This window comes from Coprococcus sp. AF51-11b1 (assembly GCF_027682785.1).
GTDB lineage: Bacteria > Bacillota > Clostridia > Lachnospirales > Lachnospiraceae > Allocoprococcus > Allocoprococcus comes.
Map to the genome: position 1 here is coordinate 304,722 of NZ_JAQCZB010000001.1, position 24,525 is coordinate 329,246.

At 44.9% G+C, this 24,525-nt stretch carries 21 protein-coding genes; all 21 read right to left on the reverse strand.

Going from position 1 to position 24,525, the window contains the following annotated elements; translation table 11 throughout:
- Nucleotides 1-142: 142 nt before the first annotated feature.
- The 21 genes from PGY05_RS01465 to PGY05_RS01565 all read right to left on the reverse strand — a co-directional run bounded on the left by PGY05_RS01465 (nt 143) and on the right by PGY05_RS01565 (nt 24,521).
- Nucleotides 143-1,552 carry an oxaloacetate decarboxylase subunit alpha gene (locus tag PGY05_RS01465; protein WP_175305809.1) on the reverse strand — a complete coding sequence of 470 codons (1,410 nt, stop codon included), beginning with the start codon at nt 1,550-1,552 and terminating at the stop codon, nt 143-145.
- 182 nt (nt 1,553-1,734) lie between these two features.
- The gene (locus PGY05_RS01470) at nt 1,735-2,886 is read right to left on the reverse strand and encodes a sodium ion-translocating decarboxylase subunit beta (RefSeq protein WP_008369207.1); all 1,152 of its coding nucleotides are present in this window, start codon (nt 2,884-2,886) and stop codon (nt 1,735-1,737) included.
- 36 nt (nt 2,887-2,922) lie between these two features.
- Nucleotides 2,923-3,288 carry a biotin/lipoyl-containing protein gene (locus PGY05_RS01475; protein WP_008369209.1) on the reverse strand — a complete coding sequence of 122 codons (366 nt, stop codon included), beginning with the start codon at nt 3,286-3,288 and terminating at the stop codon, nt 2,923-2,925.
- A 27-nt stretch (nt 3,289-3,315) separates the two neighbouring features.
- Nucleotides 3,316-4,095, reverse strand: coding sequence for an OadG family transporter subunit (locus PGY05_RS01480; protein WP_195255094.1), 780 nt, complete (start codon nt 4,093-4,095; stop codon nt 3,316-3,318).
- 14 nt (nt 4,096-4,109) lie between these two features.
- The gene (locus tag PGY05_RS01485) at nt 4,110-5,546 is read right to left on the reverse strand and encodes an acyl-CoA carboxylase subunit beta (protein ID WP_173685144.1); all 1,437 of its coding nucleotides are present in this window, start codon (nt 5,544-5,546) and stop codon (nt 4,110-4,112) included.
- 178 nt (nt 5,547-5,724) lie between these two features.
- Entirely contained in the window at nt 5,725-6,963 is a 1,239-nt protein-coding gene (locus tag PGY05_RS01490; RefSeq protein WP_270475203.1) for an amidohydrolase family protein, read from the reverse strand.
- 489 nt (nt 6,964-7,452) lie between these two features.
- Entirely contained in the window at nt 7,453-8,532 is a 1,080-nt protein-coding gene (locus PGY05_RS01495; RefSeq protein ID WP_270475204.1) for a M24 family metallopeptidase, read from the reverse strand.
- 11 nt (nt 8,533-8,543) lie between these two features.
- Entirely contained in the window at nt 8,544-9,647 is a 1,104-nt protein-coding gene (locus tag PGY05_RS01500; RefSeq protein ID WP_270475205.1) for a hypothetical protein, read from the reverse strand.
- Nucleotides 9,648-9,690: 43 nt separating this feature from the next.
- The gene (locus PGY05_RS01505) at nt 9,691-11,178 is read right to left on the reverse strand and encodes a peptide MFS transporter (protein WP_211133453.1); all 1,488 of its coding nucleotides are present in this window, start codon (nt 11,176-11,178) and stop codon (nt 9,691-9,693) included.
- 276 nt (nt 11,179-11,454) lie between these two features.
- Entirely contained in the window at nt 11,455-13,443 is a 1,989-nt protein-coding gene (locus PGY05_RS01510; protein WP_008369222.1) for a 2-isopropylmalate synthase, read from the reverse strand.
- A 239-nt stretch (nt 13,444-13,682) separates the two neighbouring features.
- Nucleotides 13,683-15,083, reverse strand: coding sequence for a D-alanyl-D-alanine carboxypeptidase family protein (locus PGY05_RS01515; RefSeq protein ID WP_055260793.1), 1,401 nt, complete (start codon nt 15,081-15,083; stop codon nt 13,683-13,685).
- A 76-nt stretch (nt 15,084-15,159) separates the two neighbouring features.
- Nucleotides 15,160-15,729, reverse strand: a complete 570-nt coding sequence (gene scpB / locus PGY05_RS01520) for an SMC-Scp complex subunit ScpB (protein WP_055155895.1) — start codon at nt 15,727-15,729, stop codon at nt 15,160-15,162.
- Nucleotides 15,730-15,735: 6 nt separating this feature from the next.
- On the reverse strand, nt 15,736-16,503 hold the full coding sequence (locus PGY05_RS01525; RefSeq protein ID WP_173685147.1) for a segregation and condensation protein A: 768 nt from the start codon (nt 16,501-16,503) through the stop codon (nt 15,736-15,738).
- Between the two features lie 32 nt (nt 16,504-16,535).
- On the reverse strand, nt 16,536-17,429 hold the full coding sequence (locus tag PGY05_RS01530; RefSeq protein WP_270475206.1) for a metallophosphoesterase: 894 nt from the start codon (nt 17,427-17,429) through the stop codon (nt 16,536-16,538).
- 15 nt (nt 17,430-17,444) lie between these two features.
- On the reverse strand, nt 17,445-18,701 hold the full coding sequence (locus tag PGY05_RS01535; RefSeq protein WP_022219907.1) for a D-alanyl-D-alanine carboxypeptidase family protein: 1,257 nt from the start codon (nt 18,699-18,701) through the stop codon (nt 17,445-17,447).
- A 71-nt stretch (nt 18,702-18,772) separates the two neighbouring features.
- On the reverse strand, nt 18,773-19,057 hold the full coding sequence (locus PGY05_RS01540) for a hypothetical protein (protein ID WP_022219906.1): 285 nt from the start codon (nt 19,055-19,057) through the stop codon (nt 18,773-18,775).
- Between the two features lie 98 nt (nt 19,058-19,155).
- Complete coding sequence (locus PGY05_RS01545; protein ID WP_055155892.1) at nt 19,156-20,397, reverse strand: aspartate aminotransferase family protein; 1,242 nt, start codon at nt 20,395-20,397, stop codon at nt 19,156-19,158.
- A gap of 220 nt (nt 20,398-20,617) precedes the next feature.
- Nucleotides 20,618-21,232, reverse strand: coding sequence for a putative ABC transporter permease (locus tag PGY05_RS01550; RefSeq protein ID WP_270475207.1), 615 nt, complete (start codon nt 21,230-21,232; stop codon nt 20,618-20,620).
- A gap of 64 nt (nt 21,233-21,296) precedes the next feature.
- Nucleotides 21,297-21,473 carry a 30S ribosomal protein S21 gene (gene rpsU / locus PGY05_RS01555; RefSeq protein ID WP_004054229.1) on the reverse strand — a complete coding sequence of 59 codons (177 nt, stop codon included), beginning with the start codon at nt 21,471-21,473 and terminating at the stop codon, nt 21,297-21,299.
- A 158-nt stretch (nt 21,474-21,631) separates the two neighbouring features.
- A complete protein-coding gene (gene alaS / locus PGY05_RS01560) occupies nt 21,632-24,271 on the reverse strand; it encodes an alanine--tRNA ligase (RefSeq protein ID WP_270475208.1) in 2,640 nt (879 codons plus the stop codon).
- Nucleotides 24,272-24,389: 118 nt separating this feature from the next.
- Nucleotides 24,390-24,521 (reverse strand): vanadium nitrogenase, encoded by a 132-nt coding sequence (locus tag PGY05_RS01565; RefSeq protein WP_195249974.1) that lies wholly within the window; start codon nt 24,519-24,521, stop codon nt 24,390-24,392.
- Nucleotides 24,522-24,525 lie beyond the last annotated feature (4 nt).

The window sequence follows — 24,525 nt, forward strand, 5'->3', positions numbered from 1 at the left end:
TTTACTTCTATTATAAATAAGGTCACAACCCTTTTTATTATAAGCAAAAGAGCCATAAAATTCAACTCGAATTTTATGGCTCCTGAGGTTACGTTTTGCTCACAAAATACTGTCTGTAACAGCTTTCGTCAGTTCGTCGTTATTATACCGGATAACTTCCGTCTTTTGCAATTGTAGCATCTACTTTCTTCTCCTGTGCCTCGCGGTATTTGAAGAAGTCTGTAGCTACCTGCGGGAAGAGTGCGTAGCTGAGTACGTCTTCATCCTGCTCTTTGTACTGTTCCATCTCTTTTTCAAGAGTAGCAAGTTCATCCGGGATCAGGTCTGCCGGACGGCATGTGATAACTTCCGGATTGTCTCCGAGTACTTTCTTAACAACATCCGGGTTGAACGGTTTAACAGTTGCACCGTATTTTCCGCTCAGGATGTCTTTCGTCTCTTTTGTTGCCATCTTGTAGCGTTCGCCCATCAGGACATTGAATACTGCCTGTGTACCAACGATCTGTGATGACGGAGTAACCAGCGGTGGTTCACCAAGGTCTTTACGAACTCTCGGTACTTCTTCGAGTACGTCGTAGAACTTGTCTTCTGCTCCCTGCTCTTTGAGCTGGGAAGTAAGGTTGGAAAGCATTCCACCCGGTACCTGGTACAGAAGAGTCTTGATGTTAACACCAAGGTTCTTCGGATTTAGAAGTCCGCTGTCAAGTGCTTCGTCACGGATCGGACGGAAGTAATCAGCGATCTCAGCCAGAAGATTCTGGTCAAATCCTGTATCATAAGGTGTTCCCTTGAATGTCTCAACCATAACTTCTGTTGCCGGCTGAGAAGTTCCAAGTGCGAACGGTGAAATAGCGGTATCGATCACGTCTACACCGGCTTCAACTGCTTTTAAGTATGTCATTGAAGCAACACCTGATGTGTAATGTGTATGCAGCTGGATCGGGATATCAACAGCTTCTTTTAATGCTCCGACAAGTTCTGTTGCCTTGTACGGAAGAAGAAGTCCTGCCATATCTTTGATACAGATAGAGTTTGCACCCATATCTTCGATTCTCTTTGCGATGTCTACCCAGTAATCCAATGTGTAAGCATCTCCAAGTGTGTAAGAAAGCGCGATCTGTGCTTCTGCTTTCTCAGCGTTAGCTGCTTTTACTGCTGTCTGAAGGTTTCTAAGGTCATTCAGACAGTCAAAAATACGAATGATATCGATTCCGTTTGCAACAGATTTTTTAACGAAGTATTCTACTACATCATCTGCGTATGGACGGTATCCAAGGATGTTCTGTCCACGGAAGAGCATCTGAAGTTTGGTGTTCTTGAATCCGTCACGGAATTTACGAAGTCTTGACCATGGATCTTCATGCAGGAAACGAAGGGATGCATCAAATGTAGCTCCGCCCCAGCACTCTACGGAATGGTATCCGACTTTGTCCATTTTATCTACGATCGGAAGCATCTGTTCTGTGGTAAGTCTTGTTGCGATCAAGGACTGATGCGCATCACGCAGAACTGTTTCCGTAATCTTAATCGGTTTCTTTTCAATTGCTGCCATTATATCTTCCTCCAATTATTATAAGGTTTATTAAGCTCCAGGATTGTTATCTCACTGTCAGATACGCGCTGCTCGCAGCGCTAAGGAAACCTGACGGTTTCCTTCTGTGCCTGATGGCACAGTCTGACATTTCGATAGCAACCGCGATTTGCCCTTGCAAGCAAGCAAATCGCTTCCTGTTGCTACATTACTCCGAAAATAGCCATAAATGTTCCGGCTGCTACGGCTGTTCCGATAACTCCGGCTACGTTCGGTCCCATTGCATGCATCAGAAGGAAGTTGGTCGGATCTGCTTCCGCTCCTACTTTCTGAGATACACGGGCTGCCATAGGTACGGCAGATACTCCGGCTGAACCAATCAGCGGATTTACCTTGCCATGTGTGGCTACGCACATCAGTTTTCCAAACAGGACACCTGCTGCGGTACCGAATGCGAATGCGATCAGACCAAGTAGTACGATCTTCAATGTGCTGACATTTAAGAATGCCTCTGCACTTGTAGTAGCACCTACAGATGTACCAAGCAGGATAACTACGATGTACATCATTGCGTTGGATGCGGTCTCTGTCAGCTGTCTTACAACACCGGATTCTTTGAACAGATTACCAAGCATCAGCATACCTACCAGAGGAGCTGTTGTCGGAAGAATCATACATACAACGATGGTTACGATGATCGGGAACAGAATTTTCTCAAGCTGTGTAACCGGACGAAGCTGTCCCATTTTAATCTTTCTTTCCTTCTCTGTTGTGAGAAGTTTCATGATCGGCGGCTGGATGATCGGAACCAGTGACATGTACGAGTACGCCGCCACGGCGATCGGTCCCATCAGAGCCGTCTGCTGGAGCTTACCTGCAAGGAAGATGGATGTCGGTCCGTCTGCTCCACCGATGATGGAGATAGCAGCTGCTGCCTTATCAGAGAAACCAAGAGCCATCGCACCAAGATAAGCTGCGAAAATACCAAACTGTGCTGCCGCACCGAGGAGGAAGCTCGCCGGGTTGGCAATGAGCGGTCCGAAGTCAGTCATCGCACCGACACCCATGAAAATAAGTGACGGGAGAATAGACCACTCATCCAGCTGGAAGAAGTAATACAAAAGTCCGCCCGTTCCGTTAGCCGAATCTTCTGCATGAAGCATGATATCCGGGTAAATATTTACCAGGAGCATACCAAATGCAATCGGTACAAGCAGAAGCGGTTCAAACCCATGCTTGATTGCAAGATAAAGGAAAAAACATGCAACTGCGATCATAATGTAGTTACCCCAAGTCAGGTTGAGGAACGCAGTCTGCTGCACGAGGTTTCCCAGTGTGTTAGTGATATATTCCATGTTATAACCTCCTGTTTTTCAAAAGGATGTTGCTCCTTAGTTCAATGTAGCCAGTGTCTGTCCTGCTTCTACTGCATCACCTACTGCTACATCGATACTTGCAACTGTTCCGTCTTCCGGAGCTACAACAGGAATTTCCATCTTCATTGCTTCTACGATAAGAACTGCATCACCGCGGGATACTTTCTGTCCTACGCTTGCTTCGATCTTAAATACTTTTCCGGCTGCACCTGCTTCTACCTTGATGCTTCCAGCTCCGGCTGCTGCTTTTGGAGCTGCCTTCGGTGCTGCTTTCGGAGCTGCCTTTGGTGCTGCTACTGGTGCTGCAGCTGCTCCGTTTCCGTTTTCTTCTACTGTAACATCATATACGTTGCCGTTAACTGTGATTGTATAGTTTTTCATCTTTAAATCCTCCTGATTCTATTCGCACTATGCATTCCATTTGTTTGATTTTCTTCTCTTGATAGAACGTACTACAAATCCGTCTGTAGTAGTTCCTTCTGCTGCTGCGATCGCTGCTGCGATAACTGCAACAAGTTCGGTATCATCCATTTCTTCTGCTTCTTCTACAGCTGCTGCCACTGCCGGAGCCGGTGCTGCCTTCGGAGCTTCTTCTTTTTTCTTCTTGGATGTACCGTTAAGTAATGCAGGAACGTATTTGATCAGGGAAATGATAAAGCTCATGAAAATAAGCATTACGAATACAGTTCCCATACCAAGTAATGTGTTAAGTCCCGCTTTTTCAAGGATTTCGCTCATGCCGTAATGAGCATTGACTGTAAATGATTCCAGAGTCATATTCTCATCGAATACGAATTCCAGGTCTGCACTTCTGTCAGAAAATGTTGCCGGTGCAGTTACCGTAACACCTGTAGAAGATGCCTCGAATTCATAGTCTTTATGGCTTTCATAATCGCCGCATTCTTCCAGGGATGCTTTCCATCCTTCCAGTGCAGTTGCAAAAGTGTCTGCTTCCATCTGCACACCGGTCTGGTTTTCAAACTGTGCCATCAGATATCCCTGATTCCAGTCTGACATCTCTGTGATCTGGTCGCTTGTGATGGATCCGCTCTCAATGATATCAAAAACAGCATCACAAGACTGGATCAGTGTATCTTTGTCATAGCTGACGGTCTTGGCATTCCCGCAGCCTGCAAGGCCGAGCACAAGTACCAGAACTGCGACTACTAAACTAATCTTTTTCTTCACTTTGCTTCACCTCGCTAAATTGTTCCGTGTTTTTTGGATGGTCTTTCTTCCCTTTTTGTAAATAACATCTCAAATGCACCGATCACATATTTTCTGGTATCTGCCGGTTCGATGATGGTATCTACATATCCTCTTCCAGCTGCGGAAAGCGGGCTTGACTGAAGTGCTTTGTATTCTTCTGTCTTTGCTTTTAATGTATCTGCATCTGCATCTGTGTACATGATCTTCGCTGCCATGTCTGCTGCCATCATTCCGATCTCAGCTTCCGGCCATGCGTATACCATGTCTGCTCCGATTGCTTTGCTGTTCATTGTCACATATGCGCTTCCGAATGCTTTACCTGTGATCACATTGACTTTTGGTACAGTTGCATCTGCAAATGCATAAGTGAGAGCTGCCATCTCTCTTGCAAGGTTCTTTTCTGAGCATGCAGTTGCCTTAAGTCCCTTTACGTTTGTAAGTGTGAGTACCGGAATTCCGAATGCATCACAGAATTTAACGAAAGCTGCTGCTTTCTTGCATCCCATTGCTGAGAGTGTGCCGTCGAATTCTTCTGCTGTGTTGCCTTCTTCATCGTATACTTTTGAGCGGTTGGCAACAGCACCTACTGTCATTCCGTTCAGGCGGATGAATCCTGTTACCATATCTTTTGCATAAGCTTTCTTTGTCTCAATGAATACACCATTGTCAGAGATCATAGAAAGAGCAAGTGCTGCATCTTCTGCTGCATTCTCAAGATCTGCACATACTCTGTTCAGATCATCTGTGCATTCATCATATGCATCGTTGTCTTCGTTGTTAGCCGGAAGAATTGCTGCGAGTGAGCGGATCTCGCCAAGAATTTCTTCTTCGCTTCCTACGCCGTCAACGATTCCGGATTCTTCACTCTGGAATTTTGCGCTTGCTGTATCGCATTTGTCCGCGGTGTTGCCCGGAATGGTGTTCGGAGAGTTTACGAATAATTTTCCGTTCTCTGCCATGAATGTAAAATCAGAAAGCGCTGCTGCCGCTGCCAGTCCACCACCGCAATTACCGAATACTGCTGTGATCTGTGGAATTACGCCAGAAGCCATAGCCTGTTTGTAATAGAAGCTTCCGAATGCGTTCAGTGCGTCAGTTGCTTCCTGAAGACGAAGTCCTGCGCAGTCAATCAGACCGATCACCGGTGCGCCCATCTTCATTGCCATATCATAAATGTTCGCAATCTTCTTTGCGTGCATCTCACCGATGGTTCCGTTCAGTACAGATGCGTCCTGGCTGTATACATATACCAGGTTTCCATCGATTACACCGTAACCTGTGATGACGCCATCTGTCGGAGCTTTTTTCTCCTGCATGTTGAAATCTGTTGCTCTTGCAGTTACCTGTCCACCGATTTCAACAAAGCTTCCCTCATCGAGCAAATTGGCAATTCTTAAGCTCGCCGGGTTTGATGATGTTGTGTTGCTCATAAATCTAGCCCTCCATTTTTATAAATTTAATAATTAAATCAAATTTTCTGCCGTGTATATTATACTTGCTTTCTATGCAATACGCAACTGTTTTTGATAAGTTTTCTCTTATTTTGTTAAATTTTCGACAAGTAATTTTCACGTGTAAAAAAGCCTCTGCAACGCAGAAGCCTTTTTTTTACATAAACATATTCCCTGTTCCGACATAACGGATGCCGTCTTCAAAGACTCTTTTTCCGCCAAGTGTAACAAATTTTACATCTTTTAATCTGGTGATATCCTTGCTTAAGTCACCGCCAACTACCAGAAGATCTGCATCCAGTCCTTCGGCAACAAGTCCGCGTTCTTTTTCCACACCCAGAACCTTTGCCGGATTGGAAGTTGCCACCTGTACTGCCTGCACCGGTGTAATTCCGTATTCCACCATATATTGCAGTTCTCTCGGAAGCGGTAAGAGCGGAGAATGATACATCACCATATCGGTACCGGCAAGAACCGTCACACCCGTATCATAAAATTCTTTAAAATGATCCCGGTACGCTTTGTATGCCGGTTCAAAGAATTCATAATTTGCCATCTCTTTTTGCATGACCGAATCACTGACCGGTGCATCGCCATTTTTCTCGATATTTTCCTTGCACAGTTCATAGAGATAAGTATATGCCATGATAGTCGGTGTCCAGGCAATACCTTTTTCTGCCATCTGCTTTGCATGATCCAGCGTCATAAAGGTTCCATGTTCGATCGTGTCAAATCCGGCATCAATGCACATCTGGATCCCCGGATTGGTTCCGGCATGCACGCCACACTTGATTCCTCTTCTGTGGCACTCATCCACCGCCGCATCCAGTTCTTCCTGGGTAAGCTCCGGATACGGTTCGCGGTTGGTGGTCAGGATCTTCACCCATTCCGCACCGTCGCGAACCTGCTTACGGATTTCTTTGCGGATTGCCCACGGACCGTCCGCTTCCTCGACTTCATCCCAGGCATGTCCGCCCGTCATGCAGATTCCGGTATCCGTATGCACGATTCTCGGGATCACGATAAATCCCTTCTTTTCTGCCAGTTTCAGATTCTTGCATACACCATGTGCTGAAGACATATCCCGCACCGTGGTGATCCCTCTTTCAAATGCAGCCTGCGCATGCTGCAACGCATATAACATGATCAGCTGTGCCCCATAATTAAAGCTGTCCGGCTGGGAATAGCCGTATGCAAGATGCGCATGCATATCCATAAGTCCCGGAAGAAGTGTCGCATCACCATATTCCTTAACTTCCTCCTGCGGAAATTCCTTCAGCAGCTCTTCTTTTGGTGCGATTTTTCCGATCTTGCCGTCCTCTCCAATATAGACTGCCTTATCCGTAAGAACGGTCTTTCCATCTCCTGTAATCAGATATTTCGTACTGATAATCATCCCTTGGTCCCTCTTTTATTCCTTTATTTTTCAAATACACGCAGCCATTTCATGCTGCCCCTCTCTCGTCGCATTCATTCTTTAATATTTTAAAGTGCAACCATTTTGAAGTGTATTATACTTGTTTTTCCTAAAAGGCGCAACCATTTCAAACAAAATCTGTTAAAATCTGTTAAAATTTTTGCGATTTCCAGGTCTGCGTCCAAAGATTACAGCGGCAGATTTAAAAAAATATAGGGGTGAAGGCACTTATTGTGCAATGGAGATGAGACTCAAAAATTGTGGAAGCCTCTGCTGACACAATTTTCGCTTTCAGAGGCTCATCGCAATGTTTTGCACAATGGACTTCACCCCCATATTTTTCTAAATCTGCCCCACTACCTCTCCCTCGCAGACCGTCCCCGCAAAAAAAGAAAACCCTTATCCGGCAAACCACCAGATAAGGATTTCCTCAATTCTTTATACTTTTTTAGGATGACAACATTTTTATTACAGTGTGATCAGAGCATCTGTAATATTTGTAATTCTGCGGTATCCATCTTCTGTGATCAGGAAATCATCTTCCTGACGGACGCCACCGATTCCCGGAATGTAAATTCCAGGTTCGATCGTATGAACCATTCCCGGCTGAAGGGTCACTTTACTGCCGGTACAGATATACGGCTGTTCATGAATATCCAGTCCGAAGTTGTGTCCCGGACCATGTGGAATATGATAGCCTGCATCTTCTACTACCTTCACGATGATATCTCTGAGCTCGCCCATAACCATTCCCGGTTTCAGGCTGTTCTGACCAGCATCCTTTGCTTTTCTGACTACGTCAAACATCTTGTAAAGCTCCGGATCTTTGGCTTTCCCTACTGCAACAGTACGGGTAATATCCGAGCAGTATCCGTGATAATAAGTCCCGAAATCAATCGTCACAAAATCACCAAGCTGGATTTTTCTATCGGATGCTGTCGCATGACAGTTTGCTCCATTATCCGGACCAGATGCTACGATCGTCTCGAAGCAGAATCCGGAGCCGCCACGGCTTCTGAACTGATATTCCAGTTCATTTGCAATATCGATCTCTGTAACTCCCGGTTTGATCACATCAAGCAGTGCATAGAAAGATCTCTCTGAAATCCGGCATGCCTGTTCGATCGTCTCGATTTCTTCCGGTGTCTTGATCGCACGTAAAGGTTCTACATAAGACCCTTCGGAAACGAATTTGGTATCAGGCGCCTGACTTACCAGATCCTGATAATCATCAAACGTAAGATCTGCTCCACAGATTGCACACTGTTTTACCCCTGCTTCTGCCGCCAATTTACCGGTCTGGCTGAAGTAATTCAGTCCTTCACCGTAGACAACAACTTCAAATCCTTCTGTTTCCTGTGCGGCCTGGAATTCAAACCGTCCGTCGGTTACAAAATAGTTTTTCTGTTCTGTCAGAAGCAGGACTGCAACTCCATATTCTCCGGTAAAGCCGGTCAGATACTTGATGTCGCTGCCTTTGCTGATCACAATTCCGTCATGACCATTTTTCTTTACAGCATCTACAATTTTCTGTATGCGTGTATTCATTGTTCCATCTCCTACTGAATGAAATCCAAGTTGAATTTCATATTTTCATCATATGATTTGTATGGTTTTCCATCAATATCATAGATGTTTACATTATAATGCCAAGGTTCCGGAAGTGTCTTCTCCGGATAAATGTGCTTCATCAGCTCATATCCTTCCGGATCATAGACCTTCAGTTCCTCTCTTGTGTTGACCGGTCCGCGGATACCATCCCATCGTCCGTCAACACCTTCCTGCATGACATTGAACCAGACAGTACTTAAGGTTGCAAAATACTCTTCGTAATTGCTGATCGCATAAGTGTCCGGCCACAAACCATTGTCGCTGGCATGCTGATATACTTTCCGGATCATGTCTGCAAGCGTCTGGTCTTTCAGACCATTCATTCCAACCAGATGGATCGCATGTCCGAATTCATGCACAAGGATCATCTCATTTGGATAACTGGTTGCATATCTTCCGGTTCTGAGACGGATTACATTTGCCTCTGAAATAGAGGATGCCGGATTCGTCATCTCACCGCCGTAACCTGCCACGTGGCGGGTTGCAAGCAGATATCCCATTCTGTGTTCCGGGACATCATATGCATTCTCAAGCAGTCCGAACACAGATACCTCTGCGCCTCTGCGGACGAGCTCTTCTGCTACTTCCGGGATCTTTTCAAGCATCATATCAATAATTGCAAGTGCTTTATCCACTACAGCCTGTGTTGTTTTTTCTCCGGCTTTTACTACAATGCCGGAGGTTCCTTTTTTGCGGACTACATAATATGGCTGATACACGGTCTGGTAGACCTTTTCATTGTCTGCCGGTCTGTCTTTTACATCAGTCAGCTTTCCGACAACCTGTACGGTAACCTCTCCTGCACATTCCGGATCAACCGGATGAACCAGGGAAAGTGTGGTGCGCATGGATTCTTTCTGGTATACCGTACCATAATCCCATGTCATATCACTGGTCCAGTGTACCAGTTCCTGTACTTCCCCTTTGTATTTTACCAGATAATCGTTTTCATTATCAGCACGGCGCATCTGTTCGCCCCAATAAATCTCAATTCTTCTGTCATCGATCAGAATGACTTTTTCGACCGGTGCATAATTACAATTCTCTGACATTTATTTTTCATCCTCCTGAAACATAAACTTATTTCCTAATCTTTTATGCTTCTGCGTTCTTGTCCAGTCCCATTCCAACTGCAAGCTTTTTACTGAAGATTGCTACAACCGCACCGACTGCACATACACCCAAACCGATTGCTACGAAGAACGGAATTTCGCTTCCTTCTTTGTAGAAGTTTGTGAGCAGCGTGTTAAGAGCAGCTCCTGTAGACTGTGACATTGACCAGATTGTCATCATCTGTGTCATGAATGCCTTCGGTGCTGCAACAGCCGTGATTGAGTAACCGATCGGGCAGGTAAATCCTTCACCAAGCATCAGGATTGCATAGAATAATACGATCCACCATGCACTGACTTTTGCATCTCCAGGATAGATTACATAGAGGAGTGCAATGATTAAAGCTCCAAGTCCCCAGAAGATTGTTCCGATACCCATCTTTGTGGTTCCGTATGGCTGTTTCTTTCCAAGTTTTGTCCATACTGCTGTCAGGATACTTCCGATGATAACTGCAAATACTGCTGGGATTGTCTGCATAGATGCTGCAGGCACTTCAATTCCGAACAGTACACGGTTAACCTTTTCTTCATAGAAGATTGCAAGGATTGAAATTGTCTGTGTCCAGATCAGCAGGGTAACTGCGTTACAGATGAACGGCGGAACCAGGCAGAGGATTTTCTTCTTCTCATGTGGCTCTGTCTTTTTACTTTTATAAATAACTACCAGGTATACGATCGGGATAATGATCGATACAGTACTGATTACATTTGAGAATACAGAAATACTTAATGTTCCTGTTGCAAAAAGCGTTGCAAGAACAACTGCGCAGATAACAAGTACAATGATCATCTTTGTGATGAAAGAACGTTTCTTATCATCCGGAAGCGGATCATCCGGTTCAATACCGATATTACCGAAGAACGGTTTGTATGTAACTGCATATACAACGATACCCAGGAATGCAAGGACTGCACATGCCGCGAATGCTGCATGGTATCCGAGTGCTGCTGCGATTGCACCAGAAAGTACCGGAGCTGCTGCACCAATGTTGGAAATTACGTAAGAAATCGTGTAAGCGCTGTCACGTCTTCCATCGGATTCATCATAGAATTTTCCAAGAAGAGCATCCAGACATCTGCCACCGAACATCGGTCCGATTGCCAGACATCCCATAGCGATTCCATAGCCAGGAACGCCAAGTGGTAATGCAAGGCATACATATCCAATAAATGAAAGTGATCTTGCTATAAATAAAGACTTCCGGCATCCTAAGATACGGTCGCAGACAAAGCTTCCGACGATACCTGTCAGTACGACAACTGTTGAATATAAAGAGATCAGCTGTGCTGCATTTGCCTTGCTGAATCCAAGTCCTTCCGGTGCATTTGCGTATAAGTAGTAAATCAGTACCGCACTCATCGCATAGTTTGCAAAAGAGTTACAAAGCTGCATAAAGCTCAGGGTTCCCACACCCTTTGGCTGTCCTAAAAAGGCGGTTTGTTTTCTTAACGCCTCATCATGTTCGTTCATTATTTTTCCCTCCAAAATAACCTTTTGTATTCAATTCATTCAACAAAAAACAATCGTTAATTTTTCCCCATCCTCAGATGTCTTCACTCCTCCTTGTTTCATAATTTTTAACTTTTGTTTTTTATTTTGAACATACAAGTATCTTACTTTTTTTTGTTCACTTTGTCAATATTTTCGTCTGTAAATATGAAATTTTGTTCACATTCATAAACATTGACAAAAAAAGAACGCAAAAAACGTATTTTTTCCGTTTTTTGCGCCCTTTTTTCGTATTATTTATTTCTGGTTGCGGAACTGTACCGGTGTGATATTGTACGCCTTCTTGAAAAGTCTGTTGAAATGCTCTACATTCTGATATCCAACTGTCAGTGCAATATTTTCAACGGTCATGCTGCTGCTCTTTAACAGGGCACGTGCCTTTTTCATTCTGACTTTTTTGACAATATCCCCGAAAGTCATTCCGGATTTTTCTTTGATATATTTAGAAAGATACGGTTTGGACAGGAAGAATTTTTCTGCCAGATCATCTAAAGATACATCCAGATAATTTGCCTGGATATAGTTCATGATCTCTACCATTCTTTCATCTTTACATTCATTCACATTCTTCAGTTCATCGATCTTATTGACAGCAACTGTCAATGCCTCAATAGAAGCTTTAATGATATCGGCATCAATTCCGACTCCCCAGTAGGTCTTTCCATTGCAGATGACACCTACATAAGCACATGCCTTGGAAGAAGAACCACGTGTCAGGGAATGTTCTTCGTAGAAGCTCAGTTCATAGCTGATACCAAAGTACTGTTTGATCGCATTGCTGACTGCGTCAAGACGTCCGTTACCGCCTGCTGTTACCACACGTTTTCCATTTGCATGGGAAATGGTTGCATCTGCTATAATACCATCTTCCTGTTTGAAGTGGCATTCATCGATAGAGAAGATTCCTTTGTAATTTACATAATGATCTTCAAAAATGTGGTATACCCAGTCCGGAGTCAGTTCCTTGTGTGCTTTATCGGATACATCTTTTACCATGTAGCCGACTTCTTCACGCATTTCTTTCGGAACGCTGATGCCAAAGTTCTGCTTCAGAATGTAGCTTACACCGCCTTTTCCTGACTGGCTGTTGATACGGATAACATCTTTATCGTAAGTTCTTCCGATGTCCTTCGGATCGATTGGCAGATACGGTACGGTCCAGTGATCTCTTTCTTCCGCTTCACGCCATGCCATACCTTTTGCGATGGCATCCTGATGGGAGCCGGAGAATGCGGTAAATACCAGATCTCCTGCATATGGCTGTCTTTCATAGACATGCATTCTGGTCAGGCGTTCGTAGATTTCACGGATCTTTGGAATGTCAGTGAAATCCAGTCCCGGATCTACACCCTGCGAGAACATATTGAGTGCCAGTGTCACGATATCCACGTTACCGGTACGTTCTCCATTTCCAAATAAGGTTCCTTCGATACGGTCTGCACCTGCAAGAATACCCATTTCAGCAGTTGCCACGCCGCATCCACGGTCGTTGTGTGGGTGAAGGCTGAGTACCACGCCATCACGGTATTTCAGATTCTTATCTACATATTCTACCTGTCCTGCAAATACATGCGGCATTGCGTTTTCTACGGTTGTCGGAATGTTGATGATTACTTTTTTGTCTTTTGTCGGCTGCCATACATCCAGTACTGCATTGCAGACATCCACTGCATAGTCCACCTCTGTTCCTGAAAAGCTTTCCGGACTGTACTCGAAAGTAAAATTTCCTTCTGTCTGATCAGCAAGCTGTTTCAACAGCTTTGCTCCGTCGATGGCGATTTGTTTTACCTGTTCTTTGTCTTTTTTGAAAACCTGTTCTCTCTGTGCAACAGAGGTTGAGTTGTACACGTGGATCACAGCATGTGGTGCTCCCTGTACAGCTTCGAAGGTACGTTTGATGATGTGCTCTCTTGCCTGTGTCAGTACCTGGACAGTCACGTCATCCGGGATCATGTCTTTTTCGATCAGGGTACGCATGAACTGGTACTCTGTCTCAGATGCTGCCGGGAATCCGACTTCGATCTCTTTGAATCCCACATCGACCAATAACTGGAAGAATTCCAGCTTTTCATCCAGACTCATCGGCTCAATCAGTGCCTGGTTTCCATCACGCAGGTCAACGCTGCACCAGATCGGCGGTGCGTCTACATAATCTTTTTTCACCCAATCATATTCAAATTTCGGAGGCATAAAATATTGTCTCTCGTATTTTTTACAATTTTCCATTTTGTTTCTCTCCTTTTATTTAATTGGAAAGGGCGGCATCTGCTTTTTCTTCTGTTCATATGAAAAAACAAGAAATTTTTCATAAAAATCACACAATTTGCCTAATTCCTGACTTTTCACAAATATCCGTCAACTTTCTTGTCTTATTTTGTTGTCTAGCTAATGCTAACATATCTTATCGCGAAAGTCCATTGATGAATTTAAGCAATTTTCTTGATCTATTTTATTCTTCTCGTGTTTTAAAAATTAAATTGATAAAACATTTCACACATTTTCATGGCTATCCAGGTAAATGTTCTCCGTCTGACTGTTTCTTTTACAACAGCCTGGCAGCTCCCCCATTTCTCCCCGTTTAAGAGATACGTGATCTGTCCGACCGGTGTTCCGCTTTTCACCGGCGCATCCAGTTTTTCCGGTACTTCTGTCTTTTCTTCTGCCACATCATCATCTCCGACCAGAATCTTACCCGGACTTTCTTTTCCTTTGATTTCCACTTCCACTGCTGTTTTTCCAAACAAACCATTTTTGGAAACACTGTTTTCCACGGGTATTTTCGAAAGCTCCGGTATTTTCCACACCTCAGCATAACGATAATGTGCCATTCCGTACTCCATCAGTTTTCTGGTATCTGTCCATTTATAATTCTTGTTGTTTGGCCAGCCACAGGCAAGCAGTGCCACTACAAATGTGCGGCCCTCACTCTGCAAAGCCCCTACATAGCAGTATCCGGCATCCCCGGTAAACCCTGTTTTCCCGGAAATCGCGCCATCCATCATCTGAAGAAATGCATTGTGGTTGCTGCAGCTAAAATTTCCCTTTCCCTCAGCATCAGAAAAGCTGTATACCGGCATTTGCGTGATTGCAAGAAATTCTGCAGCTTTGGGAGAACGCAGGACACAGTAGCTCATGATTTTTGCCAGATCTGCAGCTGAAATGCTGTGCACACCGCCCACATCCTCTCCATCCAATCCGTTTGGCGTAACAAAATGTGCCTCAGTGCATCCGATCTCTTCTGCCTTTTCATTCATCCACCCGGCAAATTGCGGAACGGATCCTGCAAGGTGTTCCGCGATCGCCACTGCAGAATCATTATGGGATTCCAGCATCAGGGAATATAGAAGATCCCCCAGATAAAACGCTTCCCCTTCGTGCATTCCCAGATGAACCTTCGGCTGTGCGACCGCATTTGCAGAGGCTGTCACCAGGTCCTTCGGATTTCCCTTTTCCAGCGCAAGAATGCAGGTCATGATCTTCGTTGTACTTGCCATCGGGCGCATTACATGCTCTTCTTTTCCGAGCAGGACCCTGCCGCTGTCCGCATCCACCAGCGCAGCGGAACGGGCATAGAGCCGGGTAAGAAGCTGCTCCCTTTCCTGCTCACGGGTTTCTTTTTCCTGTGCAGTCTGCGCATCCGAGACCGGTTCCTTTTGCTGCGTAGTCTCCATTATCTGTGTCCGTTCATTTTCTTCCGCAGGCACTTTCCCAGATAAGACCTTACCCGGACTTTCTCCTGTGGATTCTCTCCATAGCATCTTTCCTTGAAAAATCTGCAAACTAAAAAAGAATACCATGCACGCTGCCAGAATCCCTCTTCTGGTCCGTGCCGGTATTCCATTCCTCTTCTTTTCTTTCTTTTTCATGCGCCCCGGTCTCCCTCCTGCTCTTTTCTGTTCCATTTTATGAACAGGGACGGGCGTTTATACTATGGATTCTATTTTAAATATTCAGCCGGATCTGTGCCTCATCTTCCGCTTCTTCTTTGAATGTCTCCAGCTTCTCCGGTTCAATGCCCGGGAGATCATCTAAAGACTGCACACTGAATCTGCGCAGAAATTCTTCGGTTGTTCCAAAAAGCAGCGGACGTCCCGGTGCATCAAGGCGCCCAAGCTCGCAGACCAGATTGTACTCGATCAGCTTGTTTACCGCATGATCCGATTTGACTCCGCGAATCTTCTCAATCTCCAGCTTGGTGATCGGCTGACGGTAAGCAATAATTGAAAGCGTCTCCAGCATGACATCTGTCAGGACATACTTTTTCGGCTGCTTTGCGATCCGGATCAGATACTCATACATCTCCGGTTTGCTACAGAGCTGATATGCATGATCCAGTTCGATGATCCGGATGCCACGCTCCTCTTTCTGATACTTGTCCATCATATTATGGATAAGTTTCTCCGTCGTCGGCACATCCTGCTCGATCGCGGATGCGATCTTACTCACCTCGACCGAATCTCCCATAGTGAACAGGATTGCCTCTATGATACTCTCCAACTGTTTTGTTCTCATTTTCTTCTATACTCCTTGCCGCAGTCCCTCGTCCGATGTAATGATGATATCATCAAACGTATGTTCCTGATATACCTGTATCTCTCCTGTCTTCATCAGCTCCAGCACCGCCAGGAAGGTGACAATGATCTGTACCTTGGATGCCTGCTTTTTCAGGAGATCCCGGAAACTGAATCTGTGATGTACCTTTGCATACTCATAAACATATTCCAGTTTCTCCGGAAGCGTAACCTCTTCTTTCTCGATCTTGCCGAACTTACTTCGGATCGGATCCGTCTTATCTGCCTGTCTTTTCAGGATATCCTGAAAAATATCATTCAGCTTCGTCAGGGTCAGCCCGTCAAGAAGCGTATCCAGATCTACCGGTTCTTCGTATTTCTTTACTTCATCCGGAATGGTCGCTCCCTTATAGAACAGCTTTTCTCCGTCCACCTGGCGGTCACGCAGTTCATAAGACATGTATTTGTACATCTTGTACTGCAAAAGCTGCTCTACCAGTTCCTGACGCGGATCTTCTTCCTCGCCCTCTTCATTGACTTCCTTTGGAAGAAGCATCTTGCATTTGATGTCCAGAAGTGTCGCCGCCATAACCAGAAATTCACTCATGACATTCAGGTCTGCTCTGTCCATCGCCTGGATATATTCCATATACTGGTTGGTGATCTCTACGATCGGAATATCGTAGATGTCTATTTTATTTTTATCGATCAAATGTAAGAGCAGATCCAGAGGTCCCTCAAAAACCTGCAGCTTTACCGGTATTCCTTTTCCCATAGATATCCTTTCCAGTCAAATTGTCGATAACCTTATTTATTATACAGGAAAGCCGGGATGATATCAAGTACGACTAACTCTGCCGGATTCCAGAAGCGGAAATTGATCGTGTGGGTTCCGAGCCCTTTGCTGACCACAATATATTTCCCGTCTTTTTCATAACAGTCCCCGCTGTAGCGTGGAAACAGACGGAACTGCGGACTGATCACACCGCCAAGCAGTGGAAGTCTGGCAATCCCGCCATGTAAATGTCCGGACAGCACCAGGTCTGCTCCCCACTTCCAGTAGGTTTCTGCGTAAAGCGGATGATGTGCCATTAAAATGCAGTATGCGTCCGTCTCTGCACTGCCAATCCGTTCTTCCATCTCGCCAGTCGTAAGCGGACACACCTTCCATCCTTTTTTATAGCATCCAAATGGAAGCTCCATCCCATATAAGCGCAGCTTCATCCCGTTTACCGGGATCTCTTCTGATCCATTCACCAGGACATGAATCCCTGCCTTTTTCAGTTCATTCTCATAATATCCATATTCTTTGCCGTAAATCTCCTGCTGCTCATGCATTCTCTGCTCATGATTGCCATTACAGCACCAGACCGGTGCGATCTGTGGAAGTTTTTTCATCAAATCCGCTGCCGGTGTCCAGTCTCTTCCGGCTTTCCCGACCAGCATATCGCCGCCTGCCAAAATCAAATCCGGCTTTGCTTCCCTGATCGCCAAAAGCAGCTCCTCATTCTCTTTTCCATAGACATGATTATGCAGATCACTTAAGAAAGCAATCCGTACTTTTCCGGCATCTCCCTTTATTTTACTGGTTCTGATCCGGTATCTTGTAATCTTGAAGCAGTGCAGCTCCCGCCATACTTCTGTAAGAACTGCTGCTGCAAAAATCACCAGTATCAATACGATAATCCCTGTTACCTTCATCTCTTCCCTCTTTCGTTATACCATCATTTCTTCCAGAATTTTAAGGAATGCGCCCCCAAATGTCAACTCCCCGACACCTTCTGTCGCATAAACCGGAACGCTTCCGATGGTTTTCTCATTCAGCCGGTAAATGACTTCTCCGATCTGGTCGCCTTTCTTTACCGGGGCAGTCTGTTTCTGTATCTGTACCTCTTTTTCCACGGCAGACAGATCTGATCCACTGGTATCCACATACCGGAAGCCCTCCAGCGTCTCTCCCTTTGCCTTCTCTTGCATTCCATGTTTCACTTCGGCATACACAATTTTTTCCAGTGCCTTTTCATCCTGGTAAATACTGCATTTCCCAAAGCCATAGTTTAACATGGCAATGGCATCCTTTATCCGTGTCTTAGAATCCGGCTCTGCCATCACAACCGCAATCATATTGACCCCGTCTTTTCTTGCCGTTGCAGACAGGCAGAACTTCGCACCGCTTGTGGATCCGGTCTTCAGTCCGGTTGCGTATTCATACTGCCGGATCAGTTTGTTGGTATTACTCAGTCCGAATTCACTGCTGCCCTTTGCCGTAGTGTGGGTAATATTTTCCATCCAGATCGTTGAGTAGTCCTCGATCTGTGGATACTTCGTGATCAGTTCCCGTGACATCAGTGCAATGTCTCTTGCTGTCGTCAGATGCCCTTCCGTGTCCAGTCCATTACAGTTGACAAAATGGGTATTCGTCATTCCAAGTCCTGCCGATCTCTGATTCATCTTTTCCACAAAAGCCGGTTCACTCCCGGCAATCTTTTCTGCCATCGCCACGCAGGCATCATTGGCACTTGCCACAGCAATGCACTTGATCATTGTATCCACAGTCTGCTTCTCACCAGCTTCCAGAAATACCTGGGATCCGCCCATCGATGCAGCGTACTCAGAAGTTGTGACTTCGGTATCCGGCGTGATTGTTCCGTCTGCCAGTGCATCAAAGATCAGAAGCAGCGTCATAACCTTTGTCACACTCGCCGGGGGCTTTTTCTCATCCGCATTTTTTTCTAAGAGAACCTGACCTCCGGAAGCTTCCATAATAACTGCGGACTCAGCAGATAGTTCCAGACCGGTCAGATTGCCCGAATTGTCTCTGTTCGTCTGCTCCGGATCCTCCTGCCGGATCACATCCTGCATAGCTTTCGGTCTTTCTCCCGGCTCGAAAACATCTGCCGCCCGGACCGGGATCCCATATACGGTCTGCACGCACAGAACCATGCCAAGCAGACCTGCCAGAAATTTGCGCATCATAAGACTCCTTTTTTCCATCCATCGATACTATATAAATAAGCCTTCTGACAGGAAAATAGAACCTTTCTTTACACTTCCCGGTTCATTTTTTCGCCTTCCTCATTGAACCAGTCCATTGCCTGACAGATTCCTTCTTCTGCAAATGGGAATTCTCTCTTTGTGATCTTTTCCTGTGGAATCTTATCATAAATAAACGGTCCTTCCCAGATACTTCCGACAAGAATCGTTTCTGAATTTTCCTCATCGGTCTTTTTTTCTTCTTTCGCCAGGCGATAGTTCATTTTTCCCATACTTCCGTTAAATTTCGCTTTTTTATAAAAATTCAGCGGAAAAAGCTGCATTCTTTCTAACATATTTTTCACCTCAAAAACCGGCACAGAAACTGGGGGATTTCTGTGCCGGTACTCTATTTTTTATACAATTATATCAATAAGTCGGAGGAATGTCTATACTATGCAGTCTTCTGATCTGCCTCATATTTTGCAGCAGCTTCGTTGATTGCATCTCTCATGATCTCGATTGCCTGATCTACATGTTCTTTTGCAAGGATCAGTGGCGGGATCATACGGTTTACGCTGTCGCCGATCGCTGTGATCAGAAGTCTTCTTCTGAAGCATGCCCATTTTACTTCAAGAGCGATCGGAATATCGTATTCGCATCCTACCAGAAGTCCTTTTCCTCTTGCTTCTTTTACATGTGGAAGCTCTGCAAGTTTTTCTTTCATGTATTCACCCATTACTTTTGCATTTCCACTTAAATCTTTGTCGAGGATTTCAGAAATGGAAGCAAGAGATGCGGCACATGCAAGTGGATGTCCACCGTATGTAGAGCCATGTGTTCCTGATGTAAATACTGCAGCTACTTCTTCGCTTGCACAGCATGCACCGATCGGCATTCCGCCTCCCATAGCTTTTGCCATCGTTACACAGTCAGGTTTTACACCATATCCCATGAATGCCATTGGAGATCCTGTACGTCCCCATCCGGTCTGTACTTCATCGAGAAGGAGAAGCATACCTCTTTCATCACAGAGTTTACGAAGTCCTTCGATAAATTCCTGTGTTGCCGGATGTACACCACCTTCGCCCTGTACCGGCTCGATCATGATCGCGATCGTGTTATCTGTTACTTTTGACTTGAAATCTTCAAGGTTGTTATATTCTGCGTAAGAGAATCCCGGAAGCATCGGTTTGAATCCAAGCTGGCATGCGTTATCCGGCTGTCCTGTTGCGGAAAGTGCTCCGTATGTTCTTCCGTGGAAACCATTGATTGCTGTTACGATATGGTAATGTTCCGGGCCATATTTTTCAACGCCGTATTTTCTTGCCATCTTGATCATACATTCGTTGGCTTCTGTTCCTGAGTTCTGGAAGAAAATCTTATCCATTCCGATCGTGTCACAGATCTTCTTTGCGAGAAGTGCCTGTGGAATTGTGTATGGGTAATTGAATGTATGCATGATGTCATCAAGCTGGTCTTTTACTGCTGCGACAACCTTCGGATTTCTGTTACCTGGTGTATTTACGGCAACTCCACCATAAAAGTCGAGGTAAGCTACCCCTTTTTCATCGTAGAGATACATACCTTCTGCACGTTCTGCGATAAAATCATATCTTGCATAGGTTTCTACCATATATTTTTTTACAATGTCCTTTAATTCTTCTGCTGTGAGTCCTGTGTCTTTGAGTTTCATAAGAATCTCCTCGCTTTCCTTCTTTTGATCATATACTACTTCATGCTATTCGTTCCGGACTTCGAATAAAAATGTGTAAAAGAATGTGCCTTTTGTTTAGCAGGAAATCCCTTCGGAATTTACCGCTAAACAAAAAGACGCCATGTACTAACTGTACATGACGTCCTTGTCGTTTACAAGACACAGTATAGACCACAGTCTATGGTTTTGTCAACAACAATTATGTCAAAAAATTATCTTTCATTTTGTCTCTTGCTTGTTCAATCTGCTGTATTTGTTCCTCATCCATGCTTTCCTGAAGATTTTCTTTCTTCTGACGATAAATTGTCGCAGAAAAATCCATAATGTATCCAATCAGGATCAGATTGCCAATTACACGCCCTGCACGAACCGGTATCATGGCAACAAACGCTGCAACTATGTTCTGCAGGAACATAAAAAGGAACAACGTATAGAATCCCCATGCGATCGAACTCTCCAGACAGATGATCCCCCTGTAGTTAAATGGCTTCTCATGGTAATCCCACCAGATCTCACCGAAAATTCGCTTCATCACAAGTGCCGTCAGAAATTCCAACGTCGTTGCAAGAAACGATCCCAGGAAAAACAGCAGTATACTATTGTCGCTATACGGACGTAATATAAAAAACACCGTAAGAGCACCAAACCCGTAAATCGGGCAAAACGGACCTTTTGCAAATCCCCTGTTCGTAATCTTATGATTACAAAATGACATATAGATGGATTCCACCAGCCATCCCATCATGCTGTAAGTTAGAAACCACATCACAACCTCATATCCATCTATTCCAAATATTATCCTATTCCACCACATAAAATTTTCCTGTAAAAATGGAGGGTTTATGAATCATAAACCCTCCATTATTGTTCTGCACATATTAGTTATATTTACGTTTTCTAGCAGCTTCAGATTTCTTTTTACGTCTAACGCTTGGTTTTTCGTAATGTTCTCTTTTGCGAATCTCCTGCTGAATTCCTGCTTTGGCACAGTTTCTTTTGAATCTGCGTAAAGCACTATCTAACGTTTCGTTTTCTTTAACGATTACATTTGACATAGTCTCACACCTAACCTCCCCTCCAGCCTGGTATTGTGCATCATACGACTGTTCGGGTATATTTATTGCACTACATTAGATTATATCATATTTTTCATCTCAGTCAAGAATTTTTTGAAAAATAGGAAAAATATGCATAAATCTGTCATTTTCCGGCATTATTTTATCTGTTCTGCCAGTACCTCTTTGACTTTTGCAAGGGCATCCGGGATTCCAGCCGGGTTCTTTCCGCCAGCCTGTGCCATGTTCGGACGTCCACCGCCGCCACCACCTACACAGGAAGCGATTGCCTTGATCAGGTTGCCTGCGTGAGCACCCTTCTTCATTGCTTCATCTGTTGCTGTAGCCATCAGGCTTACCTTGCCGTTCGCGCTGGATGCGATCACGACCACGCCTTCTCCGAGCTTCTCCTTGAGCTGGTCTCCAAGGTCACGCAGTCCGTTCATGTCCATATCTTCTACGCTGACAGCAATCACTTTTACGCCGGCTACTTCTTCTACCTGATCCATCACATCACCCATGGCATCTTTCGCAAGCTTGCTCTTCAGGCTTTCTACTTCACTGTGAAGTTCTTTGTTCTCAGCCTGAAGGTGTGCGATCTTCTCAGATACAGTATCCGGAGTTGCTTTCAGGAGCTTGGCTGCTTCATGAAGCAACTGTTCCAGTTCTCCATAATAATCCATCAGTCCTTTGGATGTAAGTGCTTCAATACGGCGTACCCCTGCTGCCACACCACTTTCAGACAGGATCTTGAATGCTCCGATCTCGCTTGTATTGGCAACATGTGTACCACCGCAGAACTCAATAGAGTAATCTCCCATATTTACAACACGGACGATGTCGCCGTATTTCTCACCGAACAGAGCCTGTGCTCCGGTCTTTCTTGCTTCTTCGATCGGCATGTTCTTAATGACAACCGGCAGAGATCTGGAAATGCTTTCATTTACCATGTCTTCTACTTTCTGCAGTTCTTCCGGTGTCATTGCCGAGAAATGAGAGAAGTCGAAACGAAGTCTCTTGTCGTCTACATAAGATCCGGACTGTTCTACATGTGTACCAAGCACGGTACGGAGTGCTTTCTGAAGCAGATGGGTCGCACTGTGGTTTCTTGCACAAAGCACACGTCTCTGCGAATTAACGGTCAGAGTAACCTGATCTCCAACCTTCATCATACCCTTTGCCATATAACCGATATGACCGATCTTGCCACCAAGCATCTTCTTCACATCTTCCACAACAAATTCACCGTCACCGCATTTGATCACACCGTGGTCGGCCTCCTGTCCACCGCTTGTTGCGTAGAACGGAGTCTCATCTACAAAGATGGTTCCTCTCTCACCGTCAGAAAGAGCGTCTACGATCTCATCTTCTGTGGTAAGTACCGTAATCTTCGATTCATATTCCAGATGCTCGTATCCGACAAACTTAGAGGTTACAGACGGATCAATGGATTCGTATACGGTTGCATCTGCTCCCATGTAGTTCGTTGCCTTACGTGCTTTTCTTGCAGTCTGGCGCTGAACTTCCATTGCGGCTTTAAATCCCTCTTCATCAATATCTATACCTTCTTCTTCCAGGATCTCTTTGGTAAGATCGATCGGGAATCCATAGGTATCATATAATTTGAACGCATCTTCTCCGGACAGAGTCTTTGTTCCTTCTTCTGCCATCTTTTCTTTCATCTCATTCAGAATGACAAGCCCCTGGTCGATGGTCTTCTCAAACTGCTCTTCTTCCTTGCGGATGACATTCATGATAAAGTCTTTCTTTTCTTCCAGCTCCGGATATCCGTCTTTAGAGCCTTCGATCACAGTTGCAGCAAGATCTGTAAGGAATCCCGGTGCAATGTTCAGAAGTCTTCCGTGACGGCATGCACGGCGGAGAAGACGGCGAAGAACATATCCTCTTCCTTCATTAGACGGCATAATACCATCAGAGATCATGAAAGATACAGAACGCACATGGTCTGTGATTACACGCAGAGATACGTCTGTGCTTTCATTATCTCCATAAGATACTCCTGCGATCTCACATACCTGGTCACGCAGTGCTTTTAAAGTATCAATATCGAACATAGAGTCTACATCCTGTACGATACATGCAAGTCTCTCAAGTCCCATACCGGTATCAATATTCTTCTGCTTCAGTTCGCTGTAGTTTCCATGTCCATCATTGTCGAACTGTGAAAATACGTTGTTCCAGATCTCCATATAACGGTCACATTCGCAGCCTACTGTACATCCCGGTTTACCGCATCCGTATTTTTCTCCACGGTCATAGTAAATCTCTGAACACGGACCGCACGGACCTGATCCATGCTCCCAGAAGTTGTCTTCTTTTCCGAAACGGAAAATTCTCTCCGGTGCAATACCAATCTCTTCGTTCCAGATCTTCCATGCCTCATCATCGTCTTCATATACAGACGGGTACAGACGATCCGGATCCAGTCCAACCACTTCTGTCAGGAATTCCCATGACCAGTGGATCGCTTCTGTCTTAAAGTAATCACCGAATGAGAAGTTACCAAGCATTTCAAAGAAAGTACCGTGACGTGCAGTCTTTCCTACGTTCTCGATATCTCCTGTACGGATACATTTCTGACAGGTTGTCACACGGCGTCTCGGTGGGATCTCCTGTCCTGTAAAATATGGTTTCAGCGGTGCCATTCCTGAATTGATCAGCAGAAGGCTGTTATCATTGTGCGGCACCAGCGAAAAGCTTTTCATTTTTAAATGACCTTTGCTCTCAAAAAAGTCAAGAAACATGCGTCTAAGTTCGTTAACTCCGTAAGCTTTCATCTTTATCCTCCTCGCTTCTATCAGCTAAATTCTAATTATAAAGAGATTTTGATGGCTTGTCAATATAATGGAATTTAAAAAGGAACCGCATTTTCTGCGATTCCTTCTTTTTTCCATTCTACTTAGTCTCTGAATTCTTTGCGTCTTTTCTTTCGCGAAGCTTCTTGCCTGCAAAAACCCCTCCGACTGCAAACACTCCGATAAAGAGCATCTTCAATACCGTAGAGATCAGTGTTGAAAAAAATGCCATCTTG